Annotated in this window: 27 protein-coding genes; 6 read left to right on the top strand and 21 right to left on the bottom strand. The window is 72.7% G+C overall.

The features are described 5' to 3' along the window. Nucleotides 1–61 precede the first annotated feature (61 nt). Nucleotides 62–1381 (bottom strand): MFS transporter, encoded by a 1320-nt coding sequence (locus ACF1A1_RS27050; RefSeq protein ID WP_392003476.1) that lies wholly within the window; start codon nucleotides 1379–1381, stop codon nucleotides 62–64. A 56-nt stretch (nucleotides 1382–1437) separates the two neighbouring features. Here ACF1A1_RS27050 and ACF1A1_RS27045 point away from each other — a divergent pair, with 56 nt between their 5' ends. Then, complete coding sequence (locus ACF1A1_RS27045) at nucleotides 1438–2421, top strand: ArsR family transcriptional regulator (protein ID WP_392003474.1); 984 nt, start codon at nucleotides 1438–1440, stop codon at nucleotides 2419–2421. A gap of 108 nt (nucleotides 2422–2529) precedes the next feature. On the opposite strand, the gene ACF1A1_RS27040 is transcribed toward ACF1A1_RS27045, so the two are convergent. The 17 genes from ACF1A1_RS27040 to ACF1A1_RS26960 all read right to left on the bottom strand — a co-directional run bounded on the left by ACF1A1_RS27040 (nucleotide 2530) and on the right by ACF1A1_RS26960 (nucleotide 19109). Further along, nucleotides 2530–2934, bottom strand: coding sequence for a hypothetical protein (locus ACF1A1_RS27040; protein WP_392003473.1), 405 nt, complete (start codon nucleotides 2932–2934; stop codon nucleotides 2530–2532). A gap of 30 nt (nucleotides 2935–2964) precedes the next feature. Beyond that, nucleotides 2965–3399, bottom strand: a complete 435-nt coding sequence (locus ACF1A1_RS27035; protein WP_392003471.1) for a hypothetical protein — start codon at nucleotides 3397–3399, stop codon at nucleotides 2965–2967. A 234-nt stretch (nucleotides 3400–3633) separates the two neighbouring features. Further along, nucleotides 3634–4371, bottom strand: a complete 738-nt coding sequence (locus ACF1A1_RS27030; RefSeq protein WP_392003469.1) for a sirohydrochlorin chelatase — start codon at nucleotides 4369–4371, stop codon at nucleotides 3634–3636. A gap of 8 nt (nucleotides 4372–4379) precedes the next feature. Further along, on the bottom strand, nucleotides 4380–5270 hold the full coding sequence (locus ACF1A1_RS27025) for an ABC transporter permease (protein WP_392003468.1): 891 nt from the start codon (nucleotides 5268–5270) through the stop codon (nucleotides 4380–4382). Then, nucleotides 5257–6069, bottom strand: coding sequence for an ABC transporter ATP-binding protein (locus ACF1A1_RS27020; protein WP_392003466.1), 813 nt, complete (start codon nucleotides 6067–6069; stop codon nucleotides 5257–5259). Before ACF1A1_RS27020 ends, ACF1A1_RS27025 begins: the two co-directional genes overlap by 14 nt. A gap of 53 nt (nucleotides 6070–6122) precedes the next feature. Next, complete coding sequence (locus tag ACF1A1_RS27015; RefSeq protein ID WP_392003464.1) at nucleotides 6123–7226, bottom strand: aliphatic sulfonate ABC transporter substrate-binding protein; 1104 nt, start codon at nucleotides 7224–7226, stop codon at nucleotides 6123–6125. Between the two features lie 214 nt (nucleotides 7227–7440). After that, on the bottom strand, nucleotides 7441–8775 hold the full coding sequence (locus ACF1A1_RS27010; RefSeq protein ID WP_392003462.1) for a sulfate adenylyltransferase subunit 1: 1335 nt from the start codon (nucleotides 8773–8775) through the stop codon (nucleotides 7441–7443). 2 nt (nucleotides 8776–8777) lie between these two features. Continuing rightward, on the bottom strand, nucleotides 8778–9713 hold the full coding sequence (gene cysD, locus ACF1A1_RS27005; RefSeq protein WP_392003460.1) for a sulfate adenylyltransferase subunit CysD: 936 nt from the start codon (nucleotides 9711–9713) through the stop codon (nucleotides 8778–8780). Beyond that, entirely contained in the window at nucleotides 9710–10336 is a 627-nt protein-coding gene (gene cysC / locus ACF1A1_RS27000; RefSeq protein ID WP_392003459.1) for an adenylyl-sulfate kinase, read from the bottom strand. The genes cysD and cysC overlap by 4 nt, the downstream gene beginning before the upstream one ends. Then, a complete protein-coding gene (locus ACF1A1_RS26995) occupies nucleotides 10333–11043 on the bottom strand; it encodes a phosphoadenylyl-sulfate reductase (protein WP_392003457.1) in 711 nt (236 codons plus the stop codon). The genes cysC and ACF1A1_RS26995 overlap by 4 nt, the downstream gene beginning before the upstream one ends. Then, nucleotides 11040–11219: a hypothetical protein gene (locus ACF1A1_RS26990; protein WP_392003456.1), complete on the bottom strand. Its 180-nt coding sequence runs from the start codon at nucleotides 11217–11219 to the stop codon at nucleotides 11040–11042. Before ACF1A1_RS26990 ends, ACF1A1_RS26995 begins: the two co-directional genes overlap by 4 nt. Then, complete coding sequence (locus tag ACF1A1_RS26985; protein WP_392003455.1) at nucleotides 11216–12913, bottom strand: nitrite/sulfite reductase; 1698 nt, start codon at nucleotides 12911–12913, stop codon at nucleotides 11216–11218. The genes ACF1A1_RS26990 and ACF1A1_RS26985 overlap by 4 nt, the downstream gene beginning before the upstream one ends. A 200-nt stretch (nucleotides 12914–13113) precedes the next feature. Continuing rightward, nucleotides 13114–13197, bottom strand: a complete 84-nt coding sequence (locus ACF1A1_RS26980; protein ID WP_309486338.1) for a putative leader peptide — start codon at nucleotides 13195–13197, stop codon at nucleotides 13114–13116. 127 nt (nucleotides 13198–13324) lie between these two features. Next, entirely contained in the window at nucleotides 13325–13897 is a 573-nt protein-coding gene (locus tag ACF1A1_RS26975) for a GNAT family N-acetyltransferase (protein WP_392003454.1), read from the bottom strand. Nucleotides 13898–13984: 87 nt separating this feature from the next. After that, on the bottom strand, nucleotides 13985–15277 hold the full coding sequence (locus ACF1A1_RS26970) for a hypothetical protein (RefSeq protein ID WP_392003453.1): 1293 nt from the start codon (nucleotides 15275–15277) through the stop codon (nucleotides 13985–13987). Between the two features lie 606 nt (nucleotides 15278–15883). Further along, nucleotides 15884–17167: a GAF domain-containing protein gene (locus ACF1A1_RS26965; RefSeq protein WP_392003754.1), complete on the bottom strand. Its 1284-nt coding sequence runs from the start codon at nucleotides 17165–17167 to the stop codon at nucleotides 15884–15886. A 307-nt stretch (nucleotides 17168–17474) separates the two neighbouring features. Continuing rightward, a complete protein-coding gene (locus ACF1A1_RS26960; RefSeq protein WP_392003452.1) occupies nucleotides 17475–19109 on the bottom strand; it encodes an acyl-CoA dehydrogenase family protein in 1635 nt (544 codons plus the stop codon). A gap of 144 nt (nucleotides 19110–19253) precedes the next feature. Here ACF1A1_RS26960 and ACF1A1_RS26955 point away from each other — a divergent pair, with 144 nt between their 5' ends. The 3 genes from ACF1A1_RS26955 to ACF1A1_RS26945 all read left to right on the top strand — a co-directional run bounded on the left by ACF1A1_RS26955 (nucleotide 19254) and on the right by ACF1A1_RS26945 (nucleotide 22003). After that, nucleotides 19254–20420: a YihY/virulence factor BrkB family protein gene (locus ACF1A1_RS26955; protein ID WP_392003451.1), complete on the top strand. Its 1167-nt coding sequence runs from the start codon at nucleotides 19254–19256 to the stop codon at nucleotides 20418–20420. Between the two features lie 98 nt (nucleotides 20421–20518). Beyond that, entirely contained in the window at nucleotides 20519–21322 is an 804-nt protein-coding gene (locus ACF1A1_RS26950; RefSeq protein ID WP_392003450.1) for a helix-turn-helix transcriptional regulator, read from the top strand. A gap of 9 nt (nucleotides 21323–21331) precedes the next feature. Beyond that, complete coding sequence (locus ACF1A1_RS26945) at nucleotides 21332–22003, top strand: helix-turn-helix domain-containing protein (protein ID WP_392003448.1); 672 nt, start codon at nucleotides 21332–21334, stop codon at nucleotides 22001–22003. Here ACF1A1_RS26945 and ACF1A1_RS26940 read toward each other — a convergent pair. Next, nucleotides 21992–22387 (bottom strand): VOC family protein, encoded by a 396-nt coding sequence (locus tag ACF1A1_RS26940; RefSeq protein ID WP_392003446.1) that lies wholly within the window; start codon nucleotides 22385–22387, stop codon nucleotides 21992–21994. The genes ACF1A1_RS26945 and ACF1A1_RS26940 overlap by 12 nt on opposite strands. Nucleotides 22388–22606: 219 nt before the next feature. Beyond that, nucleotides 22607–23239 carry a VOC family protein gene (locus ACF1A1_RS26935; RefSeq protein WP_392003445.1) on the bottom strand — a complete coding sequence of 211 codons (633 nt, stop codon included), beginning with the start codon at nucleotides 23237–23239 and terminating at the stop codon, nucleotides 22607–22609. Between the two features lie 72 nt (nucleotides 23240–23311). On the opposite strand from ACF1A1_RS26935, the gene ACF1A1_RS26930 reads away from it, so the two are divergent. Both ACF1A1_RS26930 and ACF1A1_RS26925 read left to right on the top strand, forming a co-directional pair. Continuing rightward, a complete protein-coding gene (locus ACF1A1_RS26930) occupies nucleotides 23312–23935 on the top strand; it encodes a hypothetical protein (RefSeq protein ID WP_392003443.1) in 624 nt (207 codons plus the stop codon). Between the two features lie 67 nt (nucleotides 23936–24002). Beyond that, complete coding sequence (locus ACF1A1_RS26925; RefSeq protein ID WP_392003442.1) at nucleotides 24003–24668, top strand: ThuA domain-containing protein; 666 nt, start codon at nucleotides 24003–24005, stop codon at nucleotides 24666–24668. A 351-nt stretch (nucleotides 24669–25019) separates the two neighbouring features. Here ACF1A1_RS26925 and ACF1A1_RS26920 read toward each other — a convergent pair whose 3' ends face one another. Continuing rightward, the gene (locus tag ACF1A1_RS26920; RefSeq protein WP_392003441.1) at nucleotides 25020–26063 is read right to left on the bottom strand and encodes a LacI family DNA-binding transcriptional regulator; all 1044 of its coding nucleotides are present in this window, start codon (nucleotides 26061–26063) and stop codon (nucleotides 25020–25022) included. Nucleotides 26064–26195: the final 132 nt, after the last annotated feature.

Here is a 26195-nt window from a genome sequence, read left to right as displayed (position 1 = left end):
ACCCCTCCGAGGCGCCCCACCGCCGGGAGGGACGAAGAACCTCGCCCGGAGTGCCGTCCTCTCAGTCCTCCTCCCCCCGCCACCCGTCCCGTCCCGCCCACCGCACCACCGGCCCCATCGCCAGTCCCGCCACCGCGAACAGCACGCCGAGCACCGCCCAGCCGGCCGAGCCGTGCCGGATCGCGGTCACGGTGACCAGGGCCGGGCCCGCCATCATCCCCGCGGACATGCCGGCCCCGAAGACGCCCTGGTAGACGCCGTGGGCGCGGGAGTCGGCGAGGGCGTAGCCGAGGGTCCAGCCGCCGGCCGCGGAGAGGACCTCGGCGAGGACGTGGACGACGGCGCCGGCGGTGAGGGCGAGGACCGCCCACACCGGGGAGAGGCCGGCGGAGAGGGCGTAGACCGCGCAGGCGGCGGCCAGCAGCAGGCCCGACCAGCGCATCGCCCGTACGGCGGCGGGGACTTGGGAGAAACGGCGGGCGACCGGGACCTGGAGCAGGGCGACCAGCACACAGTTCACGATCATCAGCAGGGCCGCCGTCCAGCGCGGCGCCTCGGTCCGCTCCACGATCCACAGCGGCAGGCCCACCTCGGACAGCGTGTACTGCACGACCAGGACGGCGTTCAGCACGGTCACCGCGAGGAACGGCAGGTCGCGCACCGCGCGCCAGCGGTCGGCGGCCGGCGCGTCCGCGGCGAGGGGCGGGCGGTCCAGGGCATGCGCGGCCAGGGGCAGCCCCGGGATCAGCAGCGCGGGCCCCGCGAACGACACGGCGTTCAGCACGATCACCGCCACATAGGCGCCACGCGTGTCGAGTTGGAGCGCGACCGCCCCGAACACGCCGCCCACGCCCATGCCCACGTTCGTCACCATCCGCAGATACGCCCGCGCCTCCACCCGCGTCGCCGCCGGCAGCACGTCCGCGTACAGCGCGCCCTGCACCCCACGCGAGGCCATCTGCAGGCCCGTCGCGCAGACGACGGCGAGCAGGAACCCCGTGTACGAGTGCACCAGCACGTACCCGGCCGTCGCCACCCCGGTCCCGGCCCACAGCAGCGCGGCCACGCGGCGGGAGCCCCACCGGTCCGCCGCCCGCCCGGCGGGCACCCCGGCCGCCACGCCGACCAGTCCCGCGCCCGTCATCCCGAGACCGACGGCCGTCGTGTCGAGGCCGACGATCCGGGTGAAGTACAGGACGCCCAGCGGGAAGTAGAGGCCGTTGCCGAGGGAGTTGACGAGGGTCAGCAGGGAGGCGCGGCGCAGCACGGGGTCGGTGGGCAGCAGGCCGGAGCGGCGGGCGGCGTGTCCCGACGCCGGGGACTGCGGGGAACTGCCCCGGTCGGAAGCCGAGGAGGCCGAAGAGGCGGGTGTCGCGGTCATGCCCACAGCCAACCCGGGGGCGACGCCGTGGCGGCATTGATTTAGCCTGGCACTGAATGATCGAGATCCGGTTCGCCGTGGGTGACCTCGCCACCACCTCCTTCGCGTACTCCCCGCTCCAGGAGGCGGTCTTCTCCCTGCGCTGCCTGCACGACGCGGCCCGCTACCCCCATCACCGCCCGTGGCTGCGCCGCATCCGCCCGCGCCTGGAGACCCTCGACCGCGAACTGCTCACCGCTCTCGTGGCCCCCTGGCTGTGGGTCCCGGACTTCCTCACCCCACGCCCCGACCGGGCCCGGCCCGCCTTCGCCGACGAACTGGACCGGGTCCGTGCCACCCCGCTCGAGGTGGTCGTCGCCGACTTCCGCGCCACCTACCGGACCGAGGACGCCCTGCCGCCCGTCGTCGCGCGGGGCCTCGTCGAACCCGCCGCGTTCCTCACCCGGATCGCCGACGCGCTCGACGCCTACTGGCACACCTGCCTGGCCACGGACTGGTGGCCGCGGGTGCAGAGCATCCTGGAGGCCGACCTCGCCCACCGGGGACGCGTGCTGGCCGAGCAGGGCGCGGGCGCGCTGCTGCCCGGCCTCGACCGCCGGCTCACCTGGACCGGCAGCCGTCTCCAGCTGTCCACACGGGACTTCCTGCTCCAGGCCCCCTGGGCGGACGTCAGTATCGCCGGACGGGGCATGGTGCTGCTGCCGACCCTGTTCGCCCGGGGCGCCCAGCCCCTGATCGACCCGTCACGGCCGCCGGTGCTGATGTATCCGGCGCGCGGCAGGGCCACCCTCTCCGAGACACCGCCGCCGGTCACCGACGACGCCCTCGTCCGTCTCCTCGGCCGGCCCCGCGCCCGCCTGCTGCTCCTGCTCGCCGAACCGGCCTCCACCACCGAACTCGCCCACCGCCTGCACGTCACCCCGGGCGCGGTGAGCCAGCACCTGGCGGTGCTCTACGACGCGGGCCTCCTCAGCCGCACCCGCAGCGGCAGGGCCGTACGGTACGCACGCACGCCGCTGGGCGACGCACTCTGCTGCTAGACCCGCACGCCGGACACCCGGACCCGCCGCACGAGCGGAGGGGCCCGGCGGATGCCGGGCCCCTCCGGGCGTCGCGTCGCGGTGCGTGGCACCGCGTGGCAGCGCGGGTCACCGCCAGCTGTCGCACCTGCGATTGGTGTTCGCGTCGCTGGTGCACGCCCTCATCCAGACGTCGCTGGTGGCGAAGGTGAAGGTCGTCCAGTCGACGTGACTGTCGCCCGCACCGAGGACTTCGTCGATCTTGTCGACGCCGTCCACGGGGCTGGAGATCCACGCCTCGGCGCGCCGGCCGTCAGCGAGCGTGTCCCTCAGCGTGTAGTTGATGCGGGTGCCGGACGAGTCCCAGCACATCCTGAACGAGAGGGACGCGCCGCTGACCGTGCTGGTGTTCGACCGGCACTGCTCCTGCGCCTGCGCCTGCGCCGGTGACACCCCGGCCAGCGCGGCCGAGGCGAGTGCGCCCGCCAGCACCACACCCAGACCGCGGGGACCGCGTGAACCGCGTCGGTACATGGGTACCTGCCTTTCTCGCAACGGCCCCGGTCAGCTCTGGTAGAAGGTCGACCAGCCGCCGCACTGGTAGTCGACGCCGGCCTCAGTGAGGCATTCCTTGACCTCGAACTTGTAGGCGTTCGCGGCGTAGTTCCAGGTCGTGCTCCGCACGACGTTCAGGCCCGACGCGCTCAGGTTCTCCTCCCGGACCCCGCCGTCGGTGTACGTGGTGCGGACGCGCACGCGCGCGCCGTGGCTGTCCGACTTGGTGTCCTTGATGTTGACGTTGAGGATGTACCGCTCACCCTCCTCGATCGTGCCCCAGGCGTGGGCACCGACCACGTCCGCGGACGTGTACTGGGCAGTCCAGCCGGTGGCCGCGTTCGCCGTACCACCCGTGACGCCCACCATCAGCGCGGCGCCCGCGGCGACGACGCCGGCGGCCCGTGCCGCGTTCCTGCAACTGTCGCTCACCCGATGGAACATGTGGCCTCCCTCGATCCGGTTTCCGGTCATGAGCGGCTCCGGCGCGACCTCGTACCGTCACGAGATCTCCGGAGCGGCGGGAGCCACTCTGCTCGGCCGGTCTGCGAGGGACCTTGGGGAGACCTTGAAACACCTGCTCGGCCCGGCGGCCGGGCGGTGGCCCGCGACGGACGGAGGGGGTGGCGGGGTGGCGTCTGTGGGAGGCCGGCGGTCTGTGATCCGCCGGCCGGCGCCTCAGGCCCCGACCGCCGCCAGCCGGGGTGCCCGTGCCGCGTCGTACCGCTCCAGCAGCACCCGCGCCACCTCCGGCGCCGGCCCCAGCACCTCGGCCAGCACGTCCGCGCCGGCCGCGCCCCGGGCGATTCGGTCCGGGAGGAAGCCGGGGGCCAGGACGTACGGCGCGACCGCCACCGTCGAGCAGCCCAGCTCCCGCAGTTCGCGCACCGCGTCCTCGGTGCGCGGGAGGGAGGCGGAGGCGAACGCGGGTCGCACGGCGCACCAACCGGTGTGCCACCACTCCCGCGCGATGTCGGCGATCACCGCGATCGCCTCCGGGTCGGTGGACCCCGCCGAGGCCAGCACGACCCCGGTCGAGGACCTGTCGGCGGGCGTCAGCCCCGCCTCGGACAACCGCCGTTCGAGGGCGGACAGCAGCAGCGGCGACGGGCCCAGCACCTCCGCCTGACGGATGCGCAGCCGTGGCGGCGCGTCCCGCAGGACCGCCGGGATGTCCGCCTTCGCGTGGAACGCGCGGGTGAGCAGCAGCGGCAGGGCGACCACGTCGCGGACGCCCTCCGCCGCCAGCGACTCCAGCACCGCCTGCACGGACGGCACGTTGAAGTCCAGGAAGCCGGTCTCCACGCGCAGCCCGGGCCGCAGCGACCGCACCCGCCGCACGAGGGCGTGGACGGTCGCCGCGTGCCGCGGATCGCGGCTGCCGTGGGCGACGACGAGCAGAACCGGGTCGCGCATGACGTGCCTCAGCTCCTCGGCAGCAGACCGCGGCTGCGCAGCACCCACCGCTCCAGCGGACTGAAGATCAGCAGGTCGATGGCGATACCGACGATCAGGATGAGCAGGATCGCGAAGAAGACCATGGCCATGGAGCTGTTGTTGCGGCCGTTCTCCAGCAGCTGGCCCAGGCCCACGCCCAGGTCGGGGGAGGACGCGATGATCTCCGCCGCCATCAGCGAGCGCCAGGAGAAGGCCCAGCCCTGCTTCAGACCGGCCAGATAGCCGGGCAGCGCGGCCGGCATGAGGATGTGCCAGGTGCCCCTCAGGCCCGTCGCGCCCAGGGTGCGGCCCGCGCGCAGGAACAGCGGCGGCACTTGGTCGACGCCGGACACCAGGCCGTTGGCGATCGACGGGACCGCGCCGAGCAGGATCACCGCGTACATCATCTGGTTGTTCAGGCCCAGCCAGATCACCGCCGGCGGCACCCACGCCACCGACGGCAGCGACTGCAGGCCGGACAGGATCGGCCCGATCGCCGCGCGTACGAACCTCACCCGCGCCACCAGCAGACCCAGCGGCGTACCGATCGCCAGCGCCATCAGGAAGCCGAGCAGGCCGCGCGAGACGCTGGTCCAGACGTACTCGTGGAGCGTGCCCTGCAGCCAGGCCTCCCGCAGCTCCCCCCACACGTCGGACGGCGAGGGCAGCTTGCTCGGGTCGTCGGCGACCCCGGACGACACCAGCAGCTGCCAGACCGCCAGCACCAGCAGGACGGCGACGACCGGCGGCAGGATCTTCTGGGTCAGGGTCTTGCGGAAGGGCGTACGGCCCGTCTGGACCGTCTCCAGGGCGTCCAGGCCCGCTTCGAGTCCGGCGAGGTCGTTGCCGTCCTTGGCGGTCGTCTCAGTGCTGGCCATGACGGCGGATCTCCCCACGCAGTTCTTCGGTGATCTCCCGGGACAGCTCCGCCACGGCGGCGTCCTCGATGCGGCGCGGCTGCGGGATGCCGACCGTCCACTCGCGCGCGATGCGTCCCGGGCGCGAGGACAGCAGCACCACGCGCTGCGCGAGCCGGACCGCCTCGCGCACGTTGTGCGTGACGAAGATGACCGACAGCGGGCCCGCGGCGGAGCCGCCGGTGTTCGCCGTGCTCCAGATCCGGGTCAGCTCGTCGTGGAGGACGTCCCGGGTGATGGCGTCCAGCGCGGCGAACGGCTCGTCCATCAGCAGGAGCCTGCTCTCCTGCGCGAGCGCCCGGGCCATGGCGACACGCTGCCGCATACCGCCGGACAGCTCGTGCACCCGCTTGCCGTAGGCGCCCTTCAGCCGGACGAGTTCGAGCAGCTCCTCGGCCCGGCCGCGCCGCTCGGACTTGGGAACCCCCCTGAGCCTCAGGGCGAGTTCGATGTTCTTGCCCGCGGTCAGCCACGGGAAGAGGGCGTGCTCCTGGAACATCAGCGCCGGGCGGCCGTCGGTCGTGATGCCGCCCGCCGTGGGCCTGTCCAGCCCGGCCACCAGGTTCAGCAGCGTCGACTTGCCGCAGCCGGAGGCCCCGAGGAGGGTGACGAACTCGCCGGGCGCGACATCGAGCGAGATGTCGTCGAGGACGAGCTGCTGTCCGGCCGGGCCGGCGAAGGACTTCGAGACGTGGTCGATGCGCGCGGCGTGCCCCACGGACACATCCGTGTCGGCGGCCTTGGCGAGGGCGGTTGCCATGGTCGTCACCTCCTGTGAACTCATCGGGTCCGTGCTGTGCTTCACGACGTCCGTCACGACGTCACGCCGAGACCGGCGTCGTCGACCTCGGGTTCGCCCTCGGCCTCGAGGACCTTGTTCAGCGGGGTCAGGTCGTAGATGCCGGCCAGATCCGGCTTCTGCAGCAGCCCGGCCCTGACCGCGTGCCGGGCCTGGGTGTCGAGCGTGGCCGCCAGCGGATCGTCGGTGAACCGGATGGACGGCCACGCCGGGTCGATGACGTCGGCCGGCAGCTCCTTGCCGGTGTCCGCCTTCAGCTGCGCGTTCGCCGCGGCCTTCGCCTTCTCCGGATTGGCGTTGATCCACTTGTTGGCCCCGACGGAGGCCTTCAGCACCGCTTCGACGGCCTTCGGGTGCTGCTTCAGGAAGCTCTGCGACACGATGACGTTCGTGATCACGAACTTCTTGTCCGGCCACAGGTCGGCCTCGTCCAGCAGCACCTTCGCGCCCTCGGCGACCAGCTTCGACGCGGTCGGCTCCGGTACCCACGCGCCGTCGACGGAGCCGGACCGGTAGAGGTCCGGGGTGACCTTGTTGTCGGAGCGGACCACGGAGACGTCGCCCTTGCCGCTCTGCGCGTCGACCTTCCAGCCCTGCTCGGCGATCCAGTTGAGGAACGCCACGTCCTGGGTGTTGCCGAGCTGCGGGGTGGCGATCCTCTTGCCCTTGACGTCCTTCAGGGACGTGATCTTCTCCGGGTTCACGACGAGCTTCACGCCGCCGGAGGCCGAACCGGAGATGATGCGCAGGTTCTTGCCGCCCGCCTTGACGTAGCCGTTGATGGCGGGGGAGGGGCCGATCCAGCCGATGTCGATGGAGCCCGAGTTCAGTGCCTCGATCTCCGAGGGACCGGCGCTGAACGTGGCGTACTCCGCCTTCGTGCCGCCCAACTCCTTCTGGAACAACCCCTCGTGCCGGCCGACCAGCGCCGTGGCGTGGGTCAGGTTGCCGAAGTAGCCGATCCTCACGGAGTCCAGGCCGTCGACCTTGGCCGCCCCGGTGACGGCCTGCTCGGTGTTTCCCACGGCCTGGGAGCCGTAACCGCAGGCGGTGAGGGCGAGCAGGGGCAGCGCGGCCATGACCGCGAGGGTGCGGCGGAGGGCGGGTGTGACAGGCACGGGAGGTGTTCCTCTCGGTGGCCCGGCTCTCACGCCCTTACCGGGTCGTGGCCGGGAGGTCGGCAGGTCTTCGTCTCTTGCGGAGGGCGCGCATGCGGTGCGCGTACGTCAGCACACACATCGCGGCACTCCGCCCTGCCCGCTGCCGAGGGCGCCGCTGCCGACGCGGCCGCCCTCCTTGGCGAACGTGGAGTAGTAGTCGGTGGAGTTCACGTCAGAAGTCCCACCCGTCGTCGCCGGCCTCGTCCTTGACGGGCTCCGGCGAGGCGAACGACTCGCCGACCATGCCGGCGGTCAGGGTGGTGCCGTCGTTCGGGTCGATCAGGATGAACGAGCCGGTGCGGCGCGAGTCGGCGTAGGAGTCGACCGGCAGCGGCTCGGCGGTGCGGATCTTCACCCGGCCGATGTCGTTGGCGACCAGCTGTCCCGGGTGCGGGTGCAGGGACAGGTCGTCGAGCGTGAGGCGGGACGGGATGTCCTTGACGATCGCCTTGACCGTGCGGGTGCCGTGCTTGAGCAGCACCCGGTGACCCACGGTCAGCGGGGCGTCGGCGACGTGGCAGACGGTCGCCTCGATGTCCTGCGTGGTCGGCGGCGCGTCCTTGCTGGGCACGATCAGGTCGCCGCGCGAGATGTCGATGTCGTCCTCCAGCAGGACGGTCACCGACTGCGTGGTCCAGGCGACGTCGACGGGCTTGCCCAGCAGGTCGATGCCGGAGATCTTCGTGGCCCGGCCGGACGGCAGCACGGTCACGCTCTCGCCGACCCGGAAGGAACCGGCCGCGATCTGGCCCGCGTAACCCCGGTAGTCGGGGTGCTCGGCGGTCTGCGGCCGGATCACGTACTGCACGGGCAGCCGGGCGTGGCAGTGGCTCAGGTCGTGGGTGACCGGGACCGTCTCCAGGTGCTCCAGGACGGTCGGCCCGCCGTACCAGTCCATGTTCGCCGACGGCTCCACCACGTTGTCCCCGGCGAGCGCCGAGATCGGGATCGCGGTGACCTCCGGGACGCCCAGCTCGAGGGCGTACGCCGTGAACTCCTCGGCGATCGCCGCGAACACGGACTCCTGGTGGTCGACCAGGTCCATCTTGTTCACCGCGAGCACGACGTGCGGGACGCGCAGCAGGGCGGCGATCGCCGCGTGCCGGCGGGTCTGCTCGACGACGCCGTTGCGGGCGTCGACCAGGATCACCGTCAGCTCGGCCGTGGAGGCACCCGTCACCATGTTGCGGGTGTACTGCACGTGGCCGGGCGTGTCGGCGAGGATGAACCGGCGCCGGGCCGTGGCGAAGTAGCGGTAGGCCACGTCGATGGTGATGCCCTGCTCGCGCTCGGCGCGCAGGCCGTCCGTGAGCAGCGCGAGGTCCGGGCCCTCCGCACCGCGGCTCGCCGAGGCGCGCTCCACGGCCTCCAGCTGGTCGGTGAGGATCGACTTGGAGTCGTGCAGCAGCCGTCCGACGAGCGTGGACTTGCCGTCGTCGACGGAGCCGGCGGTGGCGAACCGCAGCAGGGTCGTGGCCGAGAGTTCCTCGGTCGTGATGGTGCTCATGCTTAGAAGTACCCCTCGCGCTTGCGGTCTTCCATCGCGGCCTCGGACAGCTTGTCGTCGGCGCGGGTGGCACCGCGCTCGGTCAGCCGGGACGCGGCGATCTCGGCGATGACCTGTTCCAGCGTCACCGCGTCGGAGTCGACGGCACCCGTGCAGGACATGTCACCGACGGTCCGGTAGCGGACGAGCCGCTTCTCGACGGTCTCGCTCTCCTTGGGCCCGCCCCACTCGCCGGCGGTCAGCCACATCCCTGCCCGCTGGAAGACCTCCCGCTCGTGCGCGAAGTAGATCTCCGGCAGTTCGATGCCCTCGCGGGCGATGTACTGCCAGACGTCCAGCTCGGTCCAGTTGGACAGCGGGAACACCCGGACGTGCTCGCCGGGGGCGTGCCGCCCGTTGTACAGGTTCCACAGCTCCGGGCGCTGACGGCGCGGGTCCCACTGGGAGAACTCGTCCCGCAGCGAGAACACCCGCTCCTTCGCCCGGGCCTTCTCCTCGTCGCGGCGCCCGCCGCCGAAGACCGCGTCGAACTTCTCCGACTGGATCTTCTCCGTCAGCGGCAGGGTCTGCAGCGGGTTGCGGGTCCCGTCCGGACGCTCCTTCAGCACACCCCGGTCGATGTAGTCCTGCACCGAGGCGACGTGCAGCCGCAGGTGGTGCTGCGCCACCGTGCGGTCGCGGTACTCGATGACCTCGGGGAAGTTGTGCCCGGTGTCCACGTGCAGCAGCGAGAACGGCACCGGCGCCGGCGTGAACGCCTTCAGCGCCAGGTGCAGCATGACGATCGAGTCCTTGCCGCCGGAGAACAGGATCACCGGGTTCTCGAACTCGCCCGCCACCTCGCGGAAGATGTGCACCGCCTCCGACTCCAGGGAGTCGAGGTGGCTGAGGGCGTACGGGCTGGCCGTGCCCTCCTCGGCCTTGGCGACGGTCGTCACACCAGTCCCCTTTCGCTGAGCAGGGCGTACACCGACGCCGCGGACTCCTGCACGGTCTGGTTCTGGGACTCGATCCGCAGATCCGGCGACGCGGGCACCTCGTACGGGTCGTCGACGCCGGTGAGTCCGGTCAGCTCGCCCGCCGCCTGCTTGGCGTACAGGCCCTTGACGTCCCGCTCGCTGCACACCTCGACCGGGGTCGCCACGTGCACCTCCAGGTACGCCGTCCCGCTCGCCTCGTGCCGCTTGCGCACCGCGTCACGGCTGTCGGCGTACGGCGCGATCACCGGCACCAGCGCCTTGACGCCGTTGCGGGCGAGCAGGTCGGCGAGGAAGCCGATGCGCTGCACGTTGGTGTGCCGGTCCTCGCGGGTGAAGCCGAGGCCCGCCGAGATGAACTCGCGGATCTCGTCGCCGTCGAGCACCTCCACGAGGTGGCCCTCCTCGCGCAGCCGGCCGGCCAGCTCGTACGCGATGGTGGTCTTGCCGGCACTCGGCAGACCCGTGAGCCAGACGGTGGCTCCGGTCGTCACGTGATTCTCCTGGGTCGCAGTGGTCGCATCGGTTACAGCAGTAGCAGCCGCGGCTGTGGGCGTCGTGTGAGCGGCGGTGGTCCCGGTCATCCGTGCAGCCCGCACTCGGTCTTCGCCCGGCCCGCCCAGCGGCCGGCGCGCGCGTCCTCGCCCTCCAGGACCCGGCGGGTGCAGGGGGCGCAGCCGACGGAGGCGTAGCCGTCCATCAGCAGGGGGTTGGTCAGCACGCCGTGCTCGGCGACGTACGCGTCGACGTCGTCCTGGGTCCAGCGGGCGATCGGGGAGATCTTGACCTTCTGCCGCTTCTCGTCCCAGCCGACGACCGGGGTGTTCGCCCGGGTCGGGGACTCGTCGCGGCGCAGCCCGGTCGCCCACGCCCAATAGCCCTCGAGGCCCTCCTCCAGCGGCCGCACCTTGCGCAGCTTGCAGCACAGGTCCGGGTCGCGGTCGTGCAGCCTGGGCCCGTACTCGGCGTCCTGCTCCGCGACCGTCTGGCGCGGGGTGAGGGTGATGACGTTGACGTCCATCACGGCCTCGACCGCGTCCCGGGTGCCGATGGTCTCGGGGAAGTGGTAGCCGGTGTCGAGGAACACCACGTCGACGCCCTTCAGCACGCGCGACGCCAGGTGCGCGACCACCGCGTCCTCCATGGAGGAGGTCACGCAGAAGTCCTTGCCGAAGGTGTCCACGGCCCACTGGAGGATCTCCAGCGCCGAGGCGTCCTCCAGGTCGCGCCCGGCCTGCTCGGCGAGCGCCTTCAGCTCTTCGGTGCTGCGGTCTTCCCGAACCGCCGTCATATCCGGTCCCCTCCCGTGTCGGTGCGCTGAGCGCCCCGGGCGAGCAGCCCGAGGAACTTCAGCTGGAATGCGCGGTTGCACGCCGCGCATTCCCAGGCGCCATGACCTTCCTCGCTGGGACGCAGGTCCTCGTCGCCGCAGTACGGGCAGTAGAAGGGCGCGGCGCGCTCGCTCATGACAGGGCCTCCTCGCCGGCCCGGGCCGCCCAGGTGGCGAACCGCTCGCCGTCCTCGCGCTCCGCCTGGAACCGCTTCAGGACGCGCTCGACGTAGTCCGGCAGCTCGTCCGCGGTCACCTTCAGACCACGGACCTTGCGGCCGAAACCGGCGTCCAGGCCGAGCGCGCCGCCCAGGTGCACCTGGTAGCCCTCGACCTGCTCGCCCTGGTCGTTGAGGACGAGCTGGCCCTTGAGACCGATGTCAGCGACCTGGATACGGGCGCAGGCGTTCGGGCAGCCGTTGATGTTGATGGTGATCGGCTCGTCGAACTCCGGGATGCGGCGCTCGAGTTCGTCGATCAGGGTGATGCCGCGCTGCTTGGTCTCGACGATGGCGAGCTTGCAGTACTCGATGCCGGTGCAGGCCATGGTGCCGCGCCGGAAGGCGGAGGGGCTGACCGTGAGGTCCAGCGACTCCAGGCCCGACACCAGCGAGTCGACCTGCGCCTCCTCGACGTCGAGCACGATCATCTTCTGCTCGACGGTGGTGCGCACCCGGCCGGAGCCGTGCGCCTCGGCGAGGTCGGCGATCTTCGCCAGGGTGGCGCCGTCGACCCGGCCGACGCGGGGCGCGAAACCGACGTAGAAACGGCCGTCCTTCTGCCGGTGCACCCCGACGTGGTCGCGCCAGCGCGCCACCGGCTGGGCGGGGGCGGGGCCGTCGACCAGCTTGCGCTCGAGGTACTCGTCCTCCAGCACCTGGCGGAACTTCTCCGCGCCCCAGTCGGCGACGAGGAACTTCAGGCGGGCGCGGGTGCGCAGGCGCCGGTAGCCGTAGTCGCGGAAGATCGAGATGACGCCCTCGTAGACGTCCGGGACCTCGTCCAGCGGGACCCAGGCGCCGAGCCGGACGCCGATCTTGGGGTTGGTGGACAGGCCGCCGCCGACCCACAGGTCGAAACCGGGGCCGTGCTCGGGGTGGTCGACGCCGACGAACGCGACGTCGTTGATCTCGTGCGCCACGTCGAGCAGCGGCGAGCCGCTGACCGCCGACTTGAACTTGCGGGGCAGGTTCGAGAAGGCCGGGTTGCCGATGATCCGCCGGTGGATCTCCTCGACGGCCGGGGTGCCGTCGATGATCTCGTCCGCGGCGATGCCGGCCACGGGGGAGCCGAGGATCACCCGGGGGGTGTCGCCGCAGGCCTCGGTGGTGGACAGGCCGACCGCCTCCAGGCGGTCCCAGATCTCCGGCACGTCCTCGATGCGGATCCAGTGGTACTGGACGTTCTGCCGGTCGGTGATGTCCGCGGTGCCGCGCGCGAACTCCTGCGAGATCTCCGCGATCACCCGCAGCTGCTGGGTGGTCAGCCGGCCGCCGTCGATGCGCACCCGCAGCATGAAGTACTTGTCGTCCAGCTCCTCCGGCTCCAGGATCGCGGTCTTGCCGCCGTCGATCCCGGGCTTGCGCTGCGTGTACAGGCCCCACCAGCGCATCCGGCCGCGCAGGTCGTTGGGGTCGATCGAGTCGAAGCCGCGCTTGGAGTAGATCGTCTCAATGCGTGTCCGCACATTGAGACCGTCGTCGTCCTTCTTGAACTGTTCGTTGCCGTTGAGCGGGGTGAAGTGACCCACGGCCCACTGACCCTCACCGCGGTGACGACTCACCTTGCGGCGGGGCGCGGAGGCGGCAGGGTTCTGCGGGGTGGCGGCCATGGTGAATACGTCCTTCGGGACAGCGACGGGGAGGGGCCGGCGCGCGGCGCCGTCGGTGAGGAGTGGTGGTCGGGTGACGGTCGGGAGGCTCTGACCTGCGCGTACGGGCGCATGGCAGTGGTGCGCTTCGTTGCGCGGGGAGGCTGGCTCAAGGGATGTCGGCGGTGCTGGTCCCGTGGCCGAAGGCCACTGCGGGGGCGTCAGCTCGCCGGACAGATGGCGCTGGACATGCGGCCGAGGTCGACGTGCCGCCGACTCACCAAGGCAATTCCAGTTCCAGACATGACGGAAGCGTGTCATGGGCATCTGGACACAGTCCAGCTTCGTCCGTCATGCGGACACCCTTGTCCCGAAGTGTGAGACAAGGGTGGTGTCGGTCACATGCGCTGCGCGGTGTCTTGTCCGCGCAGGTCAGGCGGGGTATGCGCCCGGCCAGGGGCCCGGGGCGGGTACCTCGGCCTCCTCCTCGACCTTGGTGTCGAACAGCGTGAACCCCCGGCGCAGATAGTTGTCCATGGCGTGCTCGCCGTCCTTGCTGCACGTGTGCAGCCACACCCGCTTGGTCTGCGGCAACCCCGGCCAGCGGTCCGCGAGGTCCCAGGCGCGGGCGGCGCCGTACGACAGCAGGTGTCCGCCGATGCGACGGCCCCGGAAGGCCGGGATCAGCCCGAAGTAGACGATCTCCACCACACCGTCGTCCTGCGGCTCCAGCTCCACGTATCCCGCGGGCGTGCCCCGGTCGTACGCCACCCACGTCTCGACCCCCGGACGCCCCAGGTGCTCCTGCCACCGCGCGTACGTCCAGCCCAGCCGGTCGATCCAGCGGATGTCGCCGCCGACGGACGCGTACAGGAAGCGGCTGAACTCCGGCGAGGGCACCTCGGCGCGGACGATCCGCACGTCACCCTCGGGCGCGGCGGCCGGCAGGAGGTCGCCCGGCGCGGTCTGCTCCAGGGACCAGGTGGTCACGGGGATGTTGGTCATGCCGGTCAGGGAATCATCTGCCGCACCGGTCTGTCGATCGCCTCCCGATCCGCTGCCGGGTCGATCCGTCGACCGCCTCCCGATCCGCTACCGGGCCGATCCGTCGATCGAGGCCAGCGGCAGCGAGAACAGGACCCGGTCCGACTGCGTCCACACCTCGCCGGTCTCCGCCCAGTAGGAGAGGGACTCGGTCCGGGGGCTCCAGCAGTGGTGGCTGCTGTCGGCGCCGCACGTCGCGGCCCGCGACCCGTCCGTGTCCTGCCGCCACAGTGTCCCGTGCCTGCCGTCCGGGGCTGCCGCGTGGGTGACGTACCAGGCGGACCCGTGCGCGAGCACACCCCGCACTCCGGTCGCCTCGGTCCGGTACGCCTCGGTCGCGCGGACCCGTCCGCCGTCGTCGGAGGCGAGGAGTCCGGCGCGGCCGGGGGCCGTGTCGAAGGCGTACCGCCACAGACGGGCGCCCCGCTCGCCGTCGTCGAGGGTCCACTCCCCGGCGACCAGGCTGTCGGGGGCGGTGCCGCGGTCGAGGGAGAGGGCACCGGGGTGCGGGGCGTCCGGGCCGCCGCTCAGCCGGTAGGAGGCGACGGCGGGTAGCACGTACCGGTAGCCGTGCGCCGACCAGCCGCCGGGCACCCGGCCGATCGCCTCGCCGGTGACGGTGGCCCGCTGGATGCGGTTCACGTCGTAGACGTACAGCGCGGTCCGCTCCCCCTCGTCGGCGGTGACCAGCAGCTTGTCCTGGTACCAGACCATGCCGGAGACGTGGGAGGCCAGGCCCCGGTAGTCGCGGCCGCCGTCGACCGGGACGGCGAGCAGCGCCCAGGTGTAGGTGAGGCGGTTCAGGTTGCCCGCGTCGACGAAGGCCACCCGGGCCAGGCCCCGGTCGGCGGCCGGACCGGCGCTGCGCGACCAGCCGGAGAGGATCACCCGGTGGGCGCCCCACAGCCCGTCGTCGTCCGCGTCACCGGAGGTGGTGACCGCCCCCGACTGCCAGCCCTCGGTGTCGTCGGTGTTCCAGCAGTAGGCGCGCGCGGCGGTGGGGGAGACGGGCAGCGCCCGCCGCTCCGCGTCCGTGCAGTCGACCGCGTCGCGCAGGGTGCGGTCGGCGCCGCCGAGTACCGCGCCGACCCCGACCGGCGGGCCCATCTCCGCGGCGAGCCGGTCCAGCGAGGCCCGCGGCACCAGGCTCTCCGTCAGCCGCAGCGCGTCCGTGTCGGCGGAGGCGGTGAGCGGCTTCAGGGCCCCGGGCCCGTCCGTGACCGTGGCCTGGGAAGCGCTGATCATGGTGGCGGCGGCGGTGAGCGCGAGCGCGGTACCGGTCAGGAACGCGCGCAGGGCCCTTCCCCGCCTGCGCCGACGGTGTCGGCCACGATGCTTCATTCGTCCTCCCGAGGCGGGCCAACTGCGCCGTGTGATCCGTACGTTGACCGAGGAGCAGGTGGGGTGACCCGTAGGGGATGCTACGGCAGTCGGTGTGCGCCCGGGACGAAGACCTCGCACATGTACGGAACACGCCGTGATGTAAGGCGGTTCACCGCGCGAAGGATGCGGCCGAGGGGCCTTTCGGTACGAAATCCGTAGTCCCGACAGGGAATCCGCCCTCGCGGCAGGGAATCCGCCGCCCCGGCACGGAACCGGCTGTCACGTCCGCAATCCCCGATGTGGCGCCGAATCCGCCGCCGTGGCACGGAATCGCCTGTCGCGGCACGGAATGACCCGTCGCGGCCGCCCCTCCGGGGCACGGATCCGCCGTCGCGCACCGGATGCACCGTCATGGCACAGAACCGGCCGCCGACGGGGCGACTTCCCGGCAGGGCGCCGTCCTGATACCGCCGTTTCGGCAGGGCACCGTCCCCTACCGCCGTTTCGGCGGGGCGACTTCCCGGCGGGGCGCCGTCCCAGCACCGCCGTTCCGGCAGGGCGCCGTCCCGGCACCGAATCCGCCGTCGCGGCCCGGACTCCGCTGTGACGGCACCGAATCCGCCGCTACGGCGCGGAACCCGTCGTCCGCGCCCCCGCCACCGTGGGCGCGGACGAGTGCGGCAGGAGGTCCCTGGGGTCGTCCGGGAGGAGCACCTCCACCTCCGCCTCCTCGCAGAAACGATAAGGCCGATGCTCCAACAGCCCCCCGAGATACCGCCGCACCCGCGACATCTCGGCCCGCACCGTCACCGTCCGCCCCGGATCACCGAACACGTCCGCGGCCAGCGCCGCCGCGCTGCGCCCACCCCGGTGCACCGCCAGCAGATACAGCAACTCGGCATGGCGCGGACTGAGTTCGTGCGACCACGAACCCGCCCCGCCGGTGACCGCCACCGACCAGCGGCGCGGCCGCGTCACATCCAGCACGATCCGGGTCGCACCGGGCGGCCGCGGCTCCGCGGCCCCGTCCAGCACCCGCACCAGCCAGCCCCCCGCCAGCGGCTCCACCGAACACACGCCCAGCGCCGGCAGCCACCGACGGCCCGCCGAGACGGACCTGGGCAACGCGATCCGGTTCGTGTACGGCATCCCGGACACGGCCGCGGTCCAGCCGTCCCGGTCCACCGCCGCCGCCCGCCCGCCGATCCGGGCCAGCACCGGCGACGCCACCGCGCGCAGCCGCTCCAGCGCCCCCAGGTGCCGCTCCCGCAGCCTGGCCTCGGCGAGCTTCGCCACCGAGTCGACCCAGGCGAGCGTCGCCGGGTGCATCGTCTCCAGCGGCCCGCTGACGTCCACCACACCGAGCAGCCGGCCGTCACGCGGATCGGTGATCGGTGCGCCGGTACAGGTCCACGTGGCGTGCGAGCGGACGAAGTGCTCGGCGGCGAACACCTGCACCGGCCGGCGCACCACCGCCGGGGTGCCCACACCGTTGGTGCCGACGACGTCCTCCCGCCAGTCCGCGCCCAGTTCGAAACCGAGCCCGTCCGCCTTGCGCAGCACCGGGGAACAGCCCTCCCGCCACAGCACCCGGCCCTCCGCGTCCGCGACGACCATGATGTGGTGGGCGACGTCCGCGACCGACAGCAGCCCCTCCCGCAGCACCGGCAGAACCTCCCGCAGCGGCGACTCCTCCCGCCGCCGCCGCACCTCCTCCTGACTGAGCAGCCCGGCTCTGACATCGTGGTCCGGATCGACGCCACTGCGCAGCATCCGCTCCCAGGACTGCTCGATCACGGGACGCGGCGCGATGCGCGCCCGCTGCCCGGCGAGCCTGGCCTCCCGCACCTCGCTGAGCATCCGCGCCGCCCGCGCGGCGTCGACGGCCGCGAGCTGCGGCACGATCATCGGCGACTTCGCCACTGGGGCCTCCCCGGAGAGCGCACGGGCACAGGACCGGGTGTCAAGCTCCTGCGCCGACTGTTTCCGGTCTTACTCGAGGTCCCATCTTGCCGTCCACCCGTGACGGAGGGACCCACTCCGGACACCCGAGTCCGACACGTTGCAACCCCTTGCAACCCTGGCCAACATCCACCGGCCGGTTTGAAACTTGTGGCACGCCGTCCCGAGCGGCGTTACTGGCCTCGCAGGGCCATTGAGGCGGGGGTGGTGCCGTGTCGGCGCAGCACCACCCCCGCACCTGTCCGGGCCCAGGTCACAGCACGGGCCGCGCCCGCTCCACGATCGCCTGGAGATCCAGACCGGGAGGCAGCGTCCCGAACGCCGCCCCCGCGTCACCGCCCAGCCGCGACGCACAGAACGCGTCGGCGACCTCCGGCGGCGCGAACCGAACGAGCAGCGCCCCCTGAAGCACCAGTGCGAACCGCTCCGCCAGCCGCCGCGCCCGCGCCTCCGCACCGTCCAGATCCGCCAGCTCGGTCAGCAGATCCTTGATCGCCGCGTCCAGCCGGTGATCGGCACCCCGCGCCTGCCCCACCTCCTGGAGATAGGCGTTCAGCGCCTGCGGCTCCCGCCGCAACGCCCGCAGCACATCCAGCGCCTGCACATTGCCCGCGCCCTCCCAGATCGAGTTCAGCGGCGACTCGCGCACCAGCCGCGGCATCCCCGACTCCTCCACGTACCCGTTGCCGCCCAGGCACTCCGCCGCCTCCACCGTCACCGGCGTACACCGCTTGGTCACCCAGTACTTCGCGGCCGGCACCGCGATCCGCAGCAGCGCCCGCTCCCGCTCACCGCCGTCGTCGTAGGCCGCCGCAAGCCGCAGCCCAAGCGTCGTGGCCGCCTCCGCCTCCAGCGCCAGATCGGCCAGAACATTACGCATCAGCGGCTTGTCGAGGAGCTTCCCGCCGAACGCCGCACGGTACGCGCAGTGGTGCACGGCCTGCGCGACGGCCGCCCGCATCAGCCCCGCCGAGCCCAGCACACAGTCCAGCCGGGTCGCCGCGACCATCCCGATGATGGTGCTCACCCCGCGCCCCTCCGCACCCACCCGGCGCGCCCACGTCCCGTCGAATTCGACCTCCGCGGAGGCGTTCGACCGGTTGCCCAGCTTGTCCTTCAGCCGCTGGAGCCGGAAGACGTTACGGGTGCCGTCCTCCAGGACCCGCGGCACGAGGAAACACGTCAGCCCCTCCGGGGCCTGCGCCAGCACCAGGAAGGCGTCCGACATCGGCGCCGAGCAGAACCACTTGTGTCCGGTCAGCTCGTACGTCCCCTCCTCGGCGAGCGGCCGCGCCGACGTCGCGTTCGCCCGCACGTCACTGCCGCCCTGCTTCTCCGTCATCCCCATCCCGAACAGCGCCCCCGCCTTCCGGCTCGCGGGCCGCATCTCACGCTCGTAGATCGTGGACGTCAGCCGCGGCTCCCACTCCGCGGCCAGCCCCGCGTCGGCGCGCAGCGCGGGCACCGCCGCATGGGTCATCGACAGCGGGCAGCCGTTGCCCGCCTCGACCTGCGTCCACACCACGAACCCCGCCGCCCGCCGCACATGCCCGCCCGGCCGCGCCCACGCCGCCGTCAGACCCGCCCCCACACCCTTGCCCAGCAGCCGGTGCCACGCCGGATGGAACTCCACCTCGTCGATCCGGTGGCCGTAGCGGTCGTGCGTACGCAGCGTCGGCGGGTTCTCATTGGCCTGGATCGCCCACTCGTGGAGTTGCGCCGACCCCGCGGCCCGCCCCAGCGCGGACAGCTCACCGCGCGCCTCGTCGAGCAGCTCCGGAGCGAGGTGCCGCTCCACGGCCGCCACCAGGGCCCGGTCCGCGCCGTAGACGTCGTACCCGAGGAGGGGCGGGGGCTGGTTGGTCACAGAGTGCGTACTGCCTGCCATACCGCGAACGTACCCCCGGGTACGCCGGTCATGACCCCCGGACACGAGGACGCCCGCCCACACGCCCACCGGACACCGATGGCACACCGGGACGGCGCCCCACCGGAGGTGAGCGCAGCCATCCACGGCGGATACCGTTAAGGCGTGCAGCCAGCAAGTCAGTCATCCGAGCGACCCGAGGGCCCCACCGGGCGTCTCCACCGCGCACGTGCCCTCTACCGCAACGTCTCCAAACGCAGGACCGCCTGGCTGCTCCTCAAGGACACCGTCAACTCCTGCATCGAGTACCGCATCCTCGGCCTCGCCGCCGAGGCCGCGTTCTTCACCCTGCTGTCCGTGCCGCCGCTGCTGCTCAGCCTCATCGGCCTGCTCGGCTACGTCGACGACTGGACCGGCACCGACACCATCTCCAGCCTCGAGGCCAACCTCCTCGACGCCTCCCGCACCGTCCTGTCCGACACGGGCGTCGCACAGATCGCCCAGCCGATCCTCGACGACGTCATGAAGGGCGGCCGCCCCGACGTCATCTCCATAGGCTTCCTGTTCGCCGTCTGGTCCGGCTCACGCGCCGTGAACGTCTTCATCGACACCATCACCGTCATGTACGGCCTCGACGGCGTCCGCGGCATCGTCAAGACCCGGCTCGTGGCGTTCCTGCTGTTCATCGCCGCCCTGCTCATCGGGTCGGTCGCACTGCCCCTGATGGTCGCCGGGCCCGACGCGGTCGTGCGGGTCGTGCCCTGGTCGACGACGGTCGTCCAGGTCCTGTACTGGCCCGTCGTGATCGTCCTGTCCATCGCGTTCCTGACCACCCTGTACCACGTGTCCGTGCCCGTACGCTCCCCGTGGATCGAGGACGTGCCCGGTGCCCTGGTGGCCCTCGCGATGTGGGTGCTCGGCAGCTTCCTGCTCCGCATCTACCTCCAGAACACCATCGAGGGCGCCACCATCTACGGCTCCCTCGCCGCCGCCGTCGCCGTCCTGCTGTGGATCGGCGTCTCCGCGTTCGCCGTGCTCGTCGGCGCCGCCATGAACGCCGCGATCGACCGGGTCTGGCCGGCCGCCGCCACGGCCGCGGCGCGCGCCGCCAACGAACGCGCCCGCGAGGAGGAGGCCGCCGAGTACGTCGCCCGCATGGCCGCCGCCCGCGCCCACGACGACCCCGACGACCCCGACATGCCCTCCGAGTTCCCCGAACGCTGGTCCCGCTTCCTGCCCCCCGACGACGTCACCGGCCGACTGCGCACCCACGCCAAGACCTCCCCGAAGGGCAACGGCACGGCGGAGGAGCCCCCGCCCCCCGAGAAGTGAACGCGCGCGCTCACGCCCGGGTGCCCGCCGCGGCCGCCTCCTTCACGAACTCCGAGAAGTCACGCGGCTCACGCCCCGGAACCCGCCGCACACCCCCCGTGAGCCGCGTTGTGACCGTCGAGCAGTTCCTCGAACAACTCCACGAGGAAGTCGGCCTCCCGGGCGGGCACCCCGAACCCCACCAGACGCTCGCGACACGCACGGGCAGGCACCGGCCCGCGACACGCACGGGTCGGCACCGACCGGTACGACAGCTCCCGCCCCGTCGCCGCGGCGATCACCGCGACCGCCCCGCCCCACGCGACCTGCCGCGGCCCGGCCGCCTCGATCTCCCGCCCCATGCGACCTGCCGCGGCCCCGGTCACCTCGATCTCCCGCCCTATGCGACCTGCCGCGGCCCCGGTCACCTCGATCTCTGGCGGTGCCCCCTCACACCCCTGCTGACGGACGAGATCGGCCGCGACGAACCCGGCCAGGAAGTCGTCCTGGACCGGCTCCTCGACCTCCTCGTCATCGCCGCCCTGCGGGCCTGGTTCTCCCGCCCGGAGGCCGAGGCCCCCGCCTGGTACCGGGCGACGGCCGACCCGGTCGTGGGCCGCGTCCTGCGCCTCGTCCAGGACGACCCCGCCCACCCCTGGACGGTGGCCTCGCTCGCCGCGAAGGCGGGCGTCTCCCGGGCCGGCCTCGCCCGCCGCTTCACCGCACTCATGGGCGAACCCCCGATGACCCACCTCACCGGCTGGCGCCTCGCCCTCGCCGCCGACCTGCTGCGCGACACCGACCACACCATCGGCGCCATCGCCCGCCAGGTCGGCTACGGCAGCGCCTTCGCCCTCTCCAGCGCCTTCACACGCGCGTACGGCGTCAGCCCGCAGGAACACCGCACCACCGGGGCGGCGTAGCCTGGCCGCGTGTACCAGGAACGCCCCTCCCGGCTGGCCGGCGCGGTCGTCTGGACGAACACCCCGACGGGCGCGGGCCTGCGGCCCGTCCTGCCCGACGGCTGCATGGACCTGCTGTGGCACGAGGGCAGACTGCTGGTCGCCGGCCCCGACACCCGCGCCCACCGCCCCGACGGCCCGCCCACCCCCTGGGCCGGCCTGCGCTTCCACCCCGGCACCGCACCCGCCCTCCTCGCCGTACCCGCCCACGAACTCCGCGACCGCCGCGTGGACCTGACCGACCTGTGGCCGGCCGCCGACGTACGACGGCTGCGCGCCCGCGTCGAGGCCGCCCCGCACCCCGCGACGGCACTGGAGGAACTGGCACTGGAACGGGCGGCCCCACCCGACCCCGCCCTGCGCCACCTGGTCACCGCCCTCGCCGCGGGCCGCCCGGTCGCCGCGATCGCCGACGAACTCGGCCTCGGCGTACGCCGCTTGCACCGCCGGTCCCTGACCGCCTTCGGCTACGGCCCCAAGACCCTGGCCCGCATCCTGCGCTTCCAACGAGCCCTCGCACTGGCCCGCCGAGGACTGCCGTACGCGGCCACGGCCGCCCGCGCCGGCTACGCCGACCAGGCCCACCTCGCCCGCGACGTACGCGAGTTCACCGGGACGACGCTGACGGAACTACTGCGCTAGCGGCGCGAACAGGTCGACGCCGTTGCCGTCGGGGTCGTGCACGACGGCGTACCGCTGCCCCCAGAAGGCGTCCCACGGCTTCAGCTCGCCGTCGTACCCGGCGCCCACCAGCTCCTCGTACACCGCGTCCACCTCGGCCGGCCCCTCGCAGCGCAGCGCGAGCGAGGACCGGCCGCCCCCGGACGGCGCCCGCCAGGCGGGGTGGAAGGACCGGACGGTCTCCTCGGTGTCCAGCAACAGCCGCAGCCCGCCCGGCAGTTCCGCCTCGGCATGCGGCTCCCGCTCCGCGCCCTCGGGGAACGCGAACCCGAGCCGGCGGTAGAAGGCGACGGAGGCGGCCATGTCGGAGACGACCAGGCCGATGGCATCGAATCGTGGACTCATACGGCCACCGTAGGCAGCGACCCGGCAACCGGTCTTGAAGGAATCGGACACGCCACGCCACGCCACCCGGCCCGCATCGGGAGAGCTGCCCGCGCCGCGTCGGGGGGCACCCCGTGTCGGGGGGCGCCCCGCGTTGGGAGGGACGCCCGCGCCGCGACCGGAGGCCCGCCCCGCGCCCGGTCACCCGCCCCGGAGGCCGGCCGGGAGCCGCCCGGTCCGTCAGTCGAACGTCACCGGCCCGTTCGGCGTGTCCACCGTGAACGAGAGGCCCACCGGGCCCTCGAGGAGCGTCAGCTCGGTACCGAGCGCGGTCAGCAGCGGGCGGATCTCGTCCGGGTCCGGGGCGGTCGCCGACACCTCCAGCAGCGGAGTCACGGGCAGACCCGACGCGGACGGGTGGACCGTGGAACCCCAGTCGATGAGAAAGGGGACCAGACCGGACGGATGCGGATCACCGCCGTCGGTCAGCCGCCACTCCAGCACGGTCCCGTCCGGCCGGCGCCGGCTCATCTCCCGCACCTCACCCGGGTCGTAGCCGCGTGCCCGCGCCGCCGCCACCGCACCGTCCAGATCCGGCGGGCTGATCGCCCAGGTGATCGTCCGCGCGGTGTCCAGCCCGTCGACGGCGAACGGCCGCGGACCGGCCGGCGCCGGCTGCCGCGGATCCGGGCCGATGATCTCCAGGTACGCGCAGCCGCCCAGCCCGACCAGATGGTTGCGGGTGCCGAGCCCGACATGCACCCCACCGGGAGCGGGGACCACACCCGTACGCCGGCTGAACTCGGCGACCGTCGCCGCCAGATCGGGAGTTGCGAGGACGAGGTGATCGAGTCGAGGAGGAATGGTGTTCATCCCGCCCGAGCCTACGCGCCGCACCGCCGAAAAGGACGCGTCTGTGGAACACCTGTGCGGCAGGATGGCCGGATGATCCGCACGGTACGCGCCCTTCCGGCGCTGCTCCTGGCCCCCGCCCTCCTCGCCGCGTGCGGCACCCAGGAGGCGGGCGCCGCCGACCCGGCCGAACTGAACGCCAGAGCCCGGGCACTGGGCATCGCCCCGGAACTGGTGCACACCACCGAGGCCCCCGGCTACACCCTCGCCCAGCAGTCCGTCGGCGTGTACGGCGGCGACGGCTTCTCCGCGACCTACGTCTCGCAGGACAACGGCACCCAGCTCCACCTCACCGTCGACCGCGGCACGATGACCGCCGAGACCTGCCCCACCCAGCCACCCGCCGACTCCTCCGGCACCCGCGCGACCTGCACCCGCGACGGCGACGCCTGGTACCGCGGCGGCGGACAGCGGACCGAGTACGTCCTGCCGAAGAAGGGGTTCCTCATCCGGATCGGCGGCGAGGGCCTGCCACGCGACGTCCTGCGCGAGGCCGCCCACCAGGTCCACCGGCCCACCGCCGACGAACTCGACACCCTCCTCCCACCCGCCCCGGCCGCTCCTGCCGCCCCGTCCGACAACGGCCCGGTGGAACGGGGCGACCTGCCACCGGTGGGCGACGGCGCACCCGACAACGACGCGAACGCCGGCGGCTGAGACCCGAAAATTTCGCCCCGCCGACGCCCCTGGGCCTCGAACCCCCAACTGCATAGGGTCGGTACACATGACCGCCCGCCTGCTCGTGTACACCCGCACCACCGACTACCGCCACGACTCCATCCCGGACGCCGTCACCGCCGTGCGCGCACTGGACGACTACACCGTCGACCACACCGAGGACCCCACCGCCCTCGAAGCCCCGCTCGACGCGTACGCGGCCGTCGTCTTCCTCTCCACCAGCGGCGACGTCCTGACCCCGGCCGGACGCCAACGCCTCACCGAGTACATCGAGACGGGCGGCGGCTTCACCGGCGTGCACGCGGCGGCCTGCACCGAGTACCACTGGCCGTACTACGGCGAGCTCCTCGGCGCCCGCTTCGCCCGCCACCCCGCCCTCCAGCCCGGCAAGGCCGTCGTCGAGGACCACGACCACCCCGCCACCCGCCACCTGCCCCCCGTCTGGGACTTCACCGACGAGTGGTACGACTTCCGCACCAACCCCCGCCACCGGGTCCACGTCCTCGCCACCGCCGACGAGTCCTCGTACGAAGGCGGCGGCATGGGCGCCGACCACCCCCTCGTCTGGTGCCGCGAGCAGGGAGCGGGCCGCGTCTTCTACACCGCCCTCGGCCACACCGCGGAGGCCTACCACGACCCGGACTTCCTCGCCCACCTGCGCGGCGGCATCGACTGGGCGGCCCGAGCCGAGCACCGACAGGCCACCCGGTGACGTGTCTGCGGTGAACCATCGAAGCGATCCACACCGCCCTCACCGACCTCCGGCGCACCGACGGCCGTCTCCCGGAGGCCGACGACGCGACCGGCGTCGTCGTCCACACCGCCACACGGCTGCCCGAGAGCAACAGCGCGCGACCGCGGGCGGGACGGGAACGAACGCGGGCGGAACGGGAACGAACGCGGGCGGAACGGGAACGAACGCGGGCGTGAGCCACAGGAAGCACCCCGGGCCCGCCGACAGGGATACCGACCTCACTCCGCAGGGCGCGTCGCCCGCGCACGGCAGGCCGCCCGTGCACCACGCGTCGCCACGACGTCCGGGAGGGCGACAGGGGCCGGCGCCTCACCGCCCGGGCGCCGCCGTACTGGCCCGCTCCACCAACCGCGTCGACAACTCCGTCCGCGTCCCCTCCGGACGCTCCCCGTCCATCATCCGCACCAGCAACCGCAGGGCCGTCGCCGCCATCTCCGCCAGCGGCTGACGGACCGTGGTCAGAGCCGGACTGGACCAGCGGGACTCCGGGAGATCGTCGAAACCGACCACGCTGACATCGTGCGGAACCCGCAACCCCCGCTCCGCCACCGCCTCGTACACACCGAGCGCCATACGGTCGGAACAGACGAACACCGCCGTCGGCGGTTCGGGCAGATCCAGCAGCTCACGCATGCACCGACGGGCGGCCGACTCGTCGAAACCGCCGTGCCGGACGTACTCCGGACGGTGTGCCACACCCGCCGCGGCCAGCGCCGAACGGTACCCCGCCACCCGGGCGTCGCTGCACATCTTCCGGCGCGCACCCGCGATCACCGCGATCCGCTCATGACCGAGGGCCAGCAGATGCTCGGTCGCCGTCACCCCGCCCTGCCAGTTCGCCGCACCCACCGACACCACGCCCGGCGGCGGTTCGACCACCGGATCGATCAACACGAACGGGATGCGATGCTGCTCCAGCCACAGGTACTGGGACTCCGTCAACTCGGCCAGGTTGAACAGCACCCCCGCCGAACCCCGCGTGGTGAGCTTGTCCAGCCAGCCGCGCTGCGGGCGATCCGCCCGGGTACGCGAGAGCGACGCGGAGACCACCACGTCCAGACCCGCGTCGTGCGCCGCCTCCTCCACACCGTGCAGCACCGCACCCGACCAGGAACTCTCCAGCGAGTGCACGACGAGATCCACCAGCCGGGGCGGCTTCGTCGCGTCGAAGCGCGGTCTGCGCACATACCCGAGCCGGTCCAGCGCCTCCGTGACCCGGCGCCGGGTCTCCGGAGCCACGTCCTCACGGCCGTTGACCACCTTGGAGGCCGTCGGCACGGACACTCCCGCCTCACGGGCCACGACCGCCAGCGTCGGTCCGGCCGCCACGCTCGCACTCGCCGTGCGGACCATCGGGAACCACCTCTCCGGCCCGCCCGAGGGCCAGCGAAAGTTCGACCACCGCCCTTTCCGAGCCGACCCTGACCGACGGCTCGCAGAAAGCGCTTGCTATCCTAGGTGTGCCTCAACGTGACGGGAAGACAC

This window comes from Streptomyces sp. NPDC014995 (assembly GCF_043080745.1).
Taxonomy (GTDB): domain Bacteria; phylum Actinomycetota; class Actinomycetes; order Streptomycetales; family Streptomycetaceae; genus Streptomyces.
Note: the sequence above shows the minus strand (reverse complement) of the source record. Positions and strands in the feature narration are given on the sequence as shown.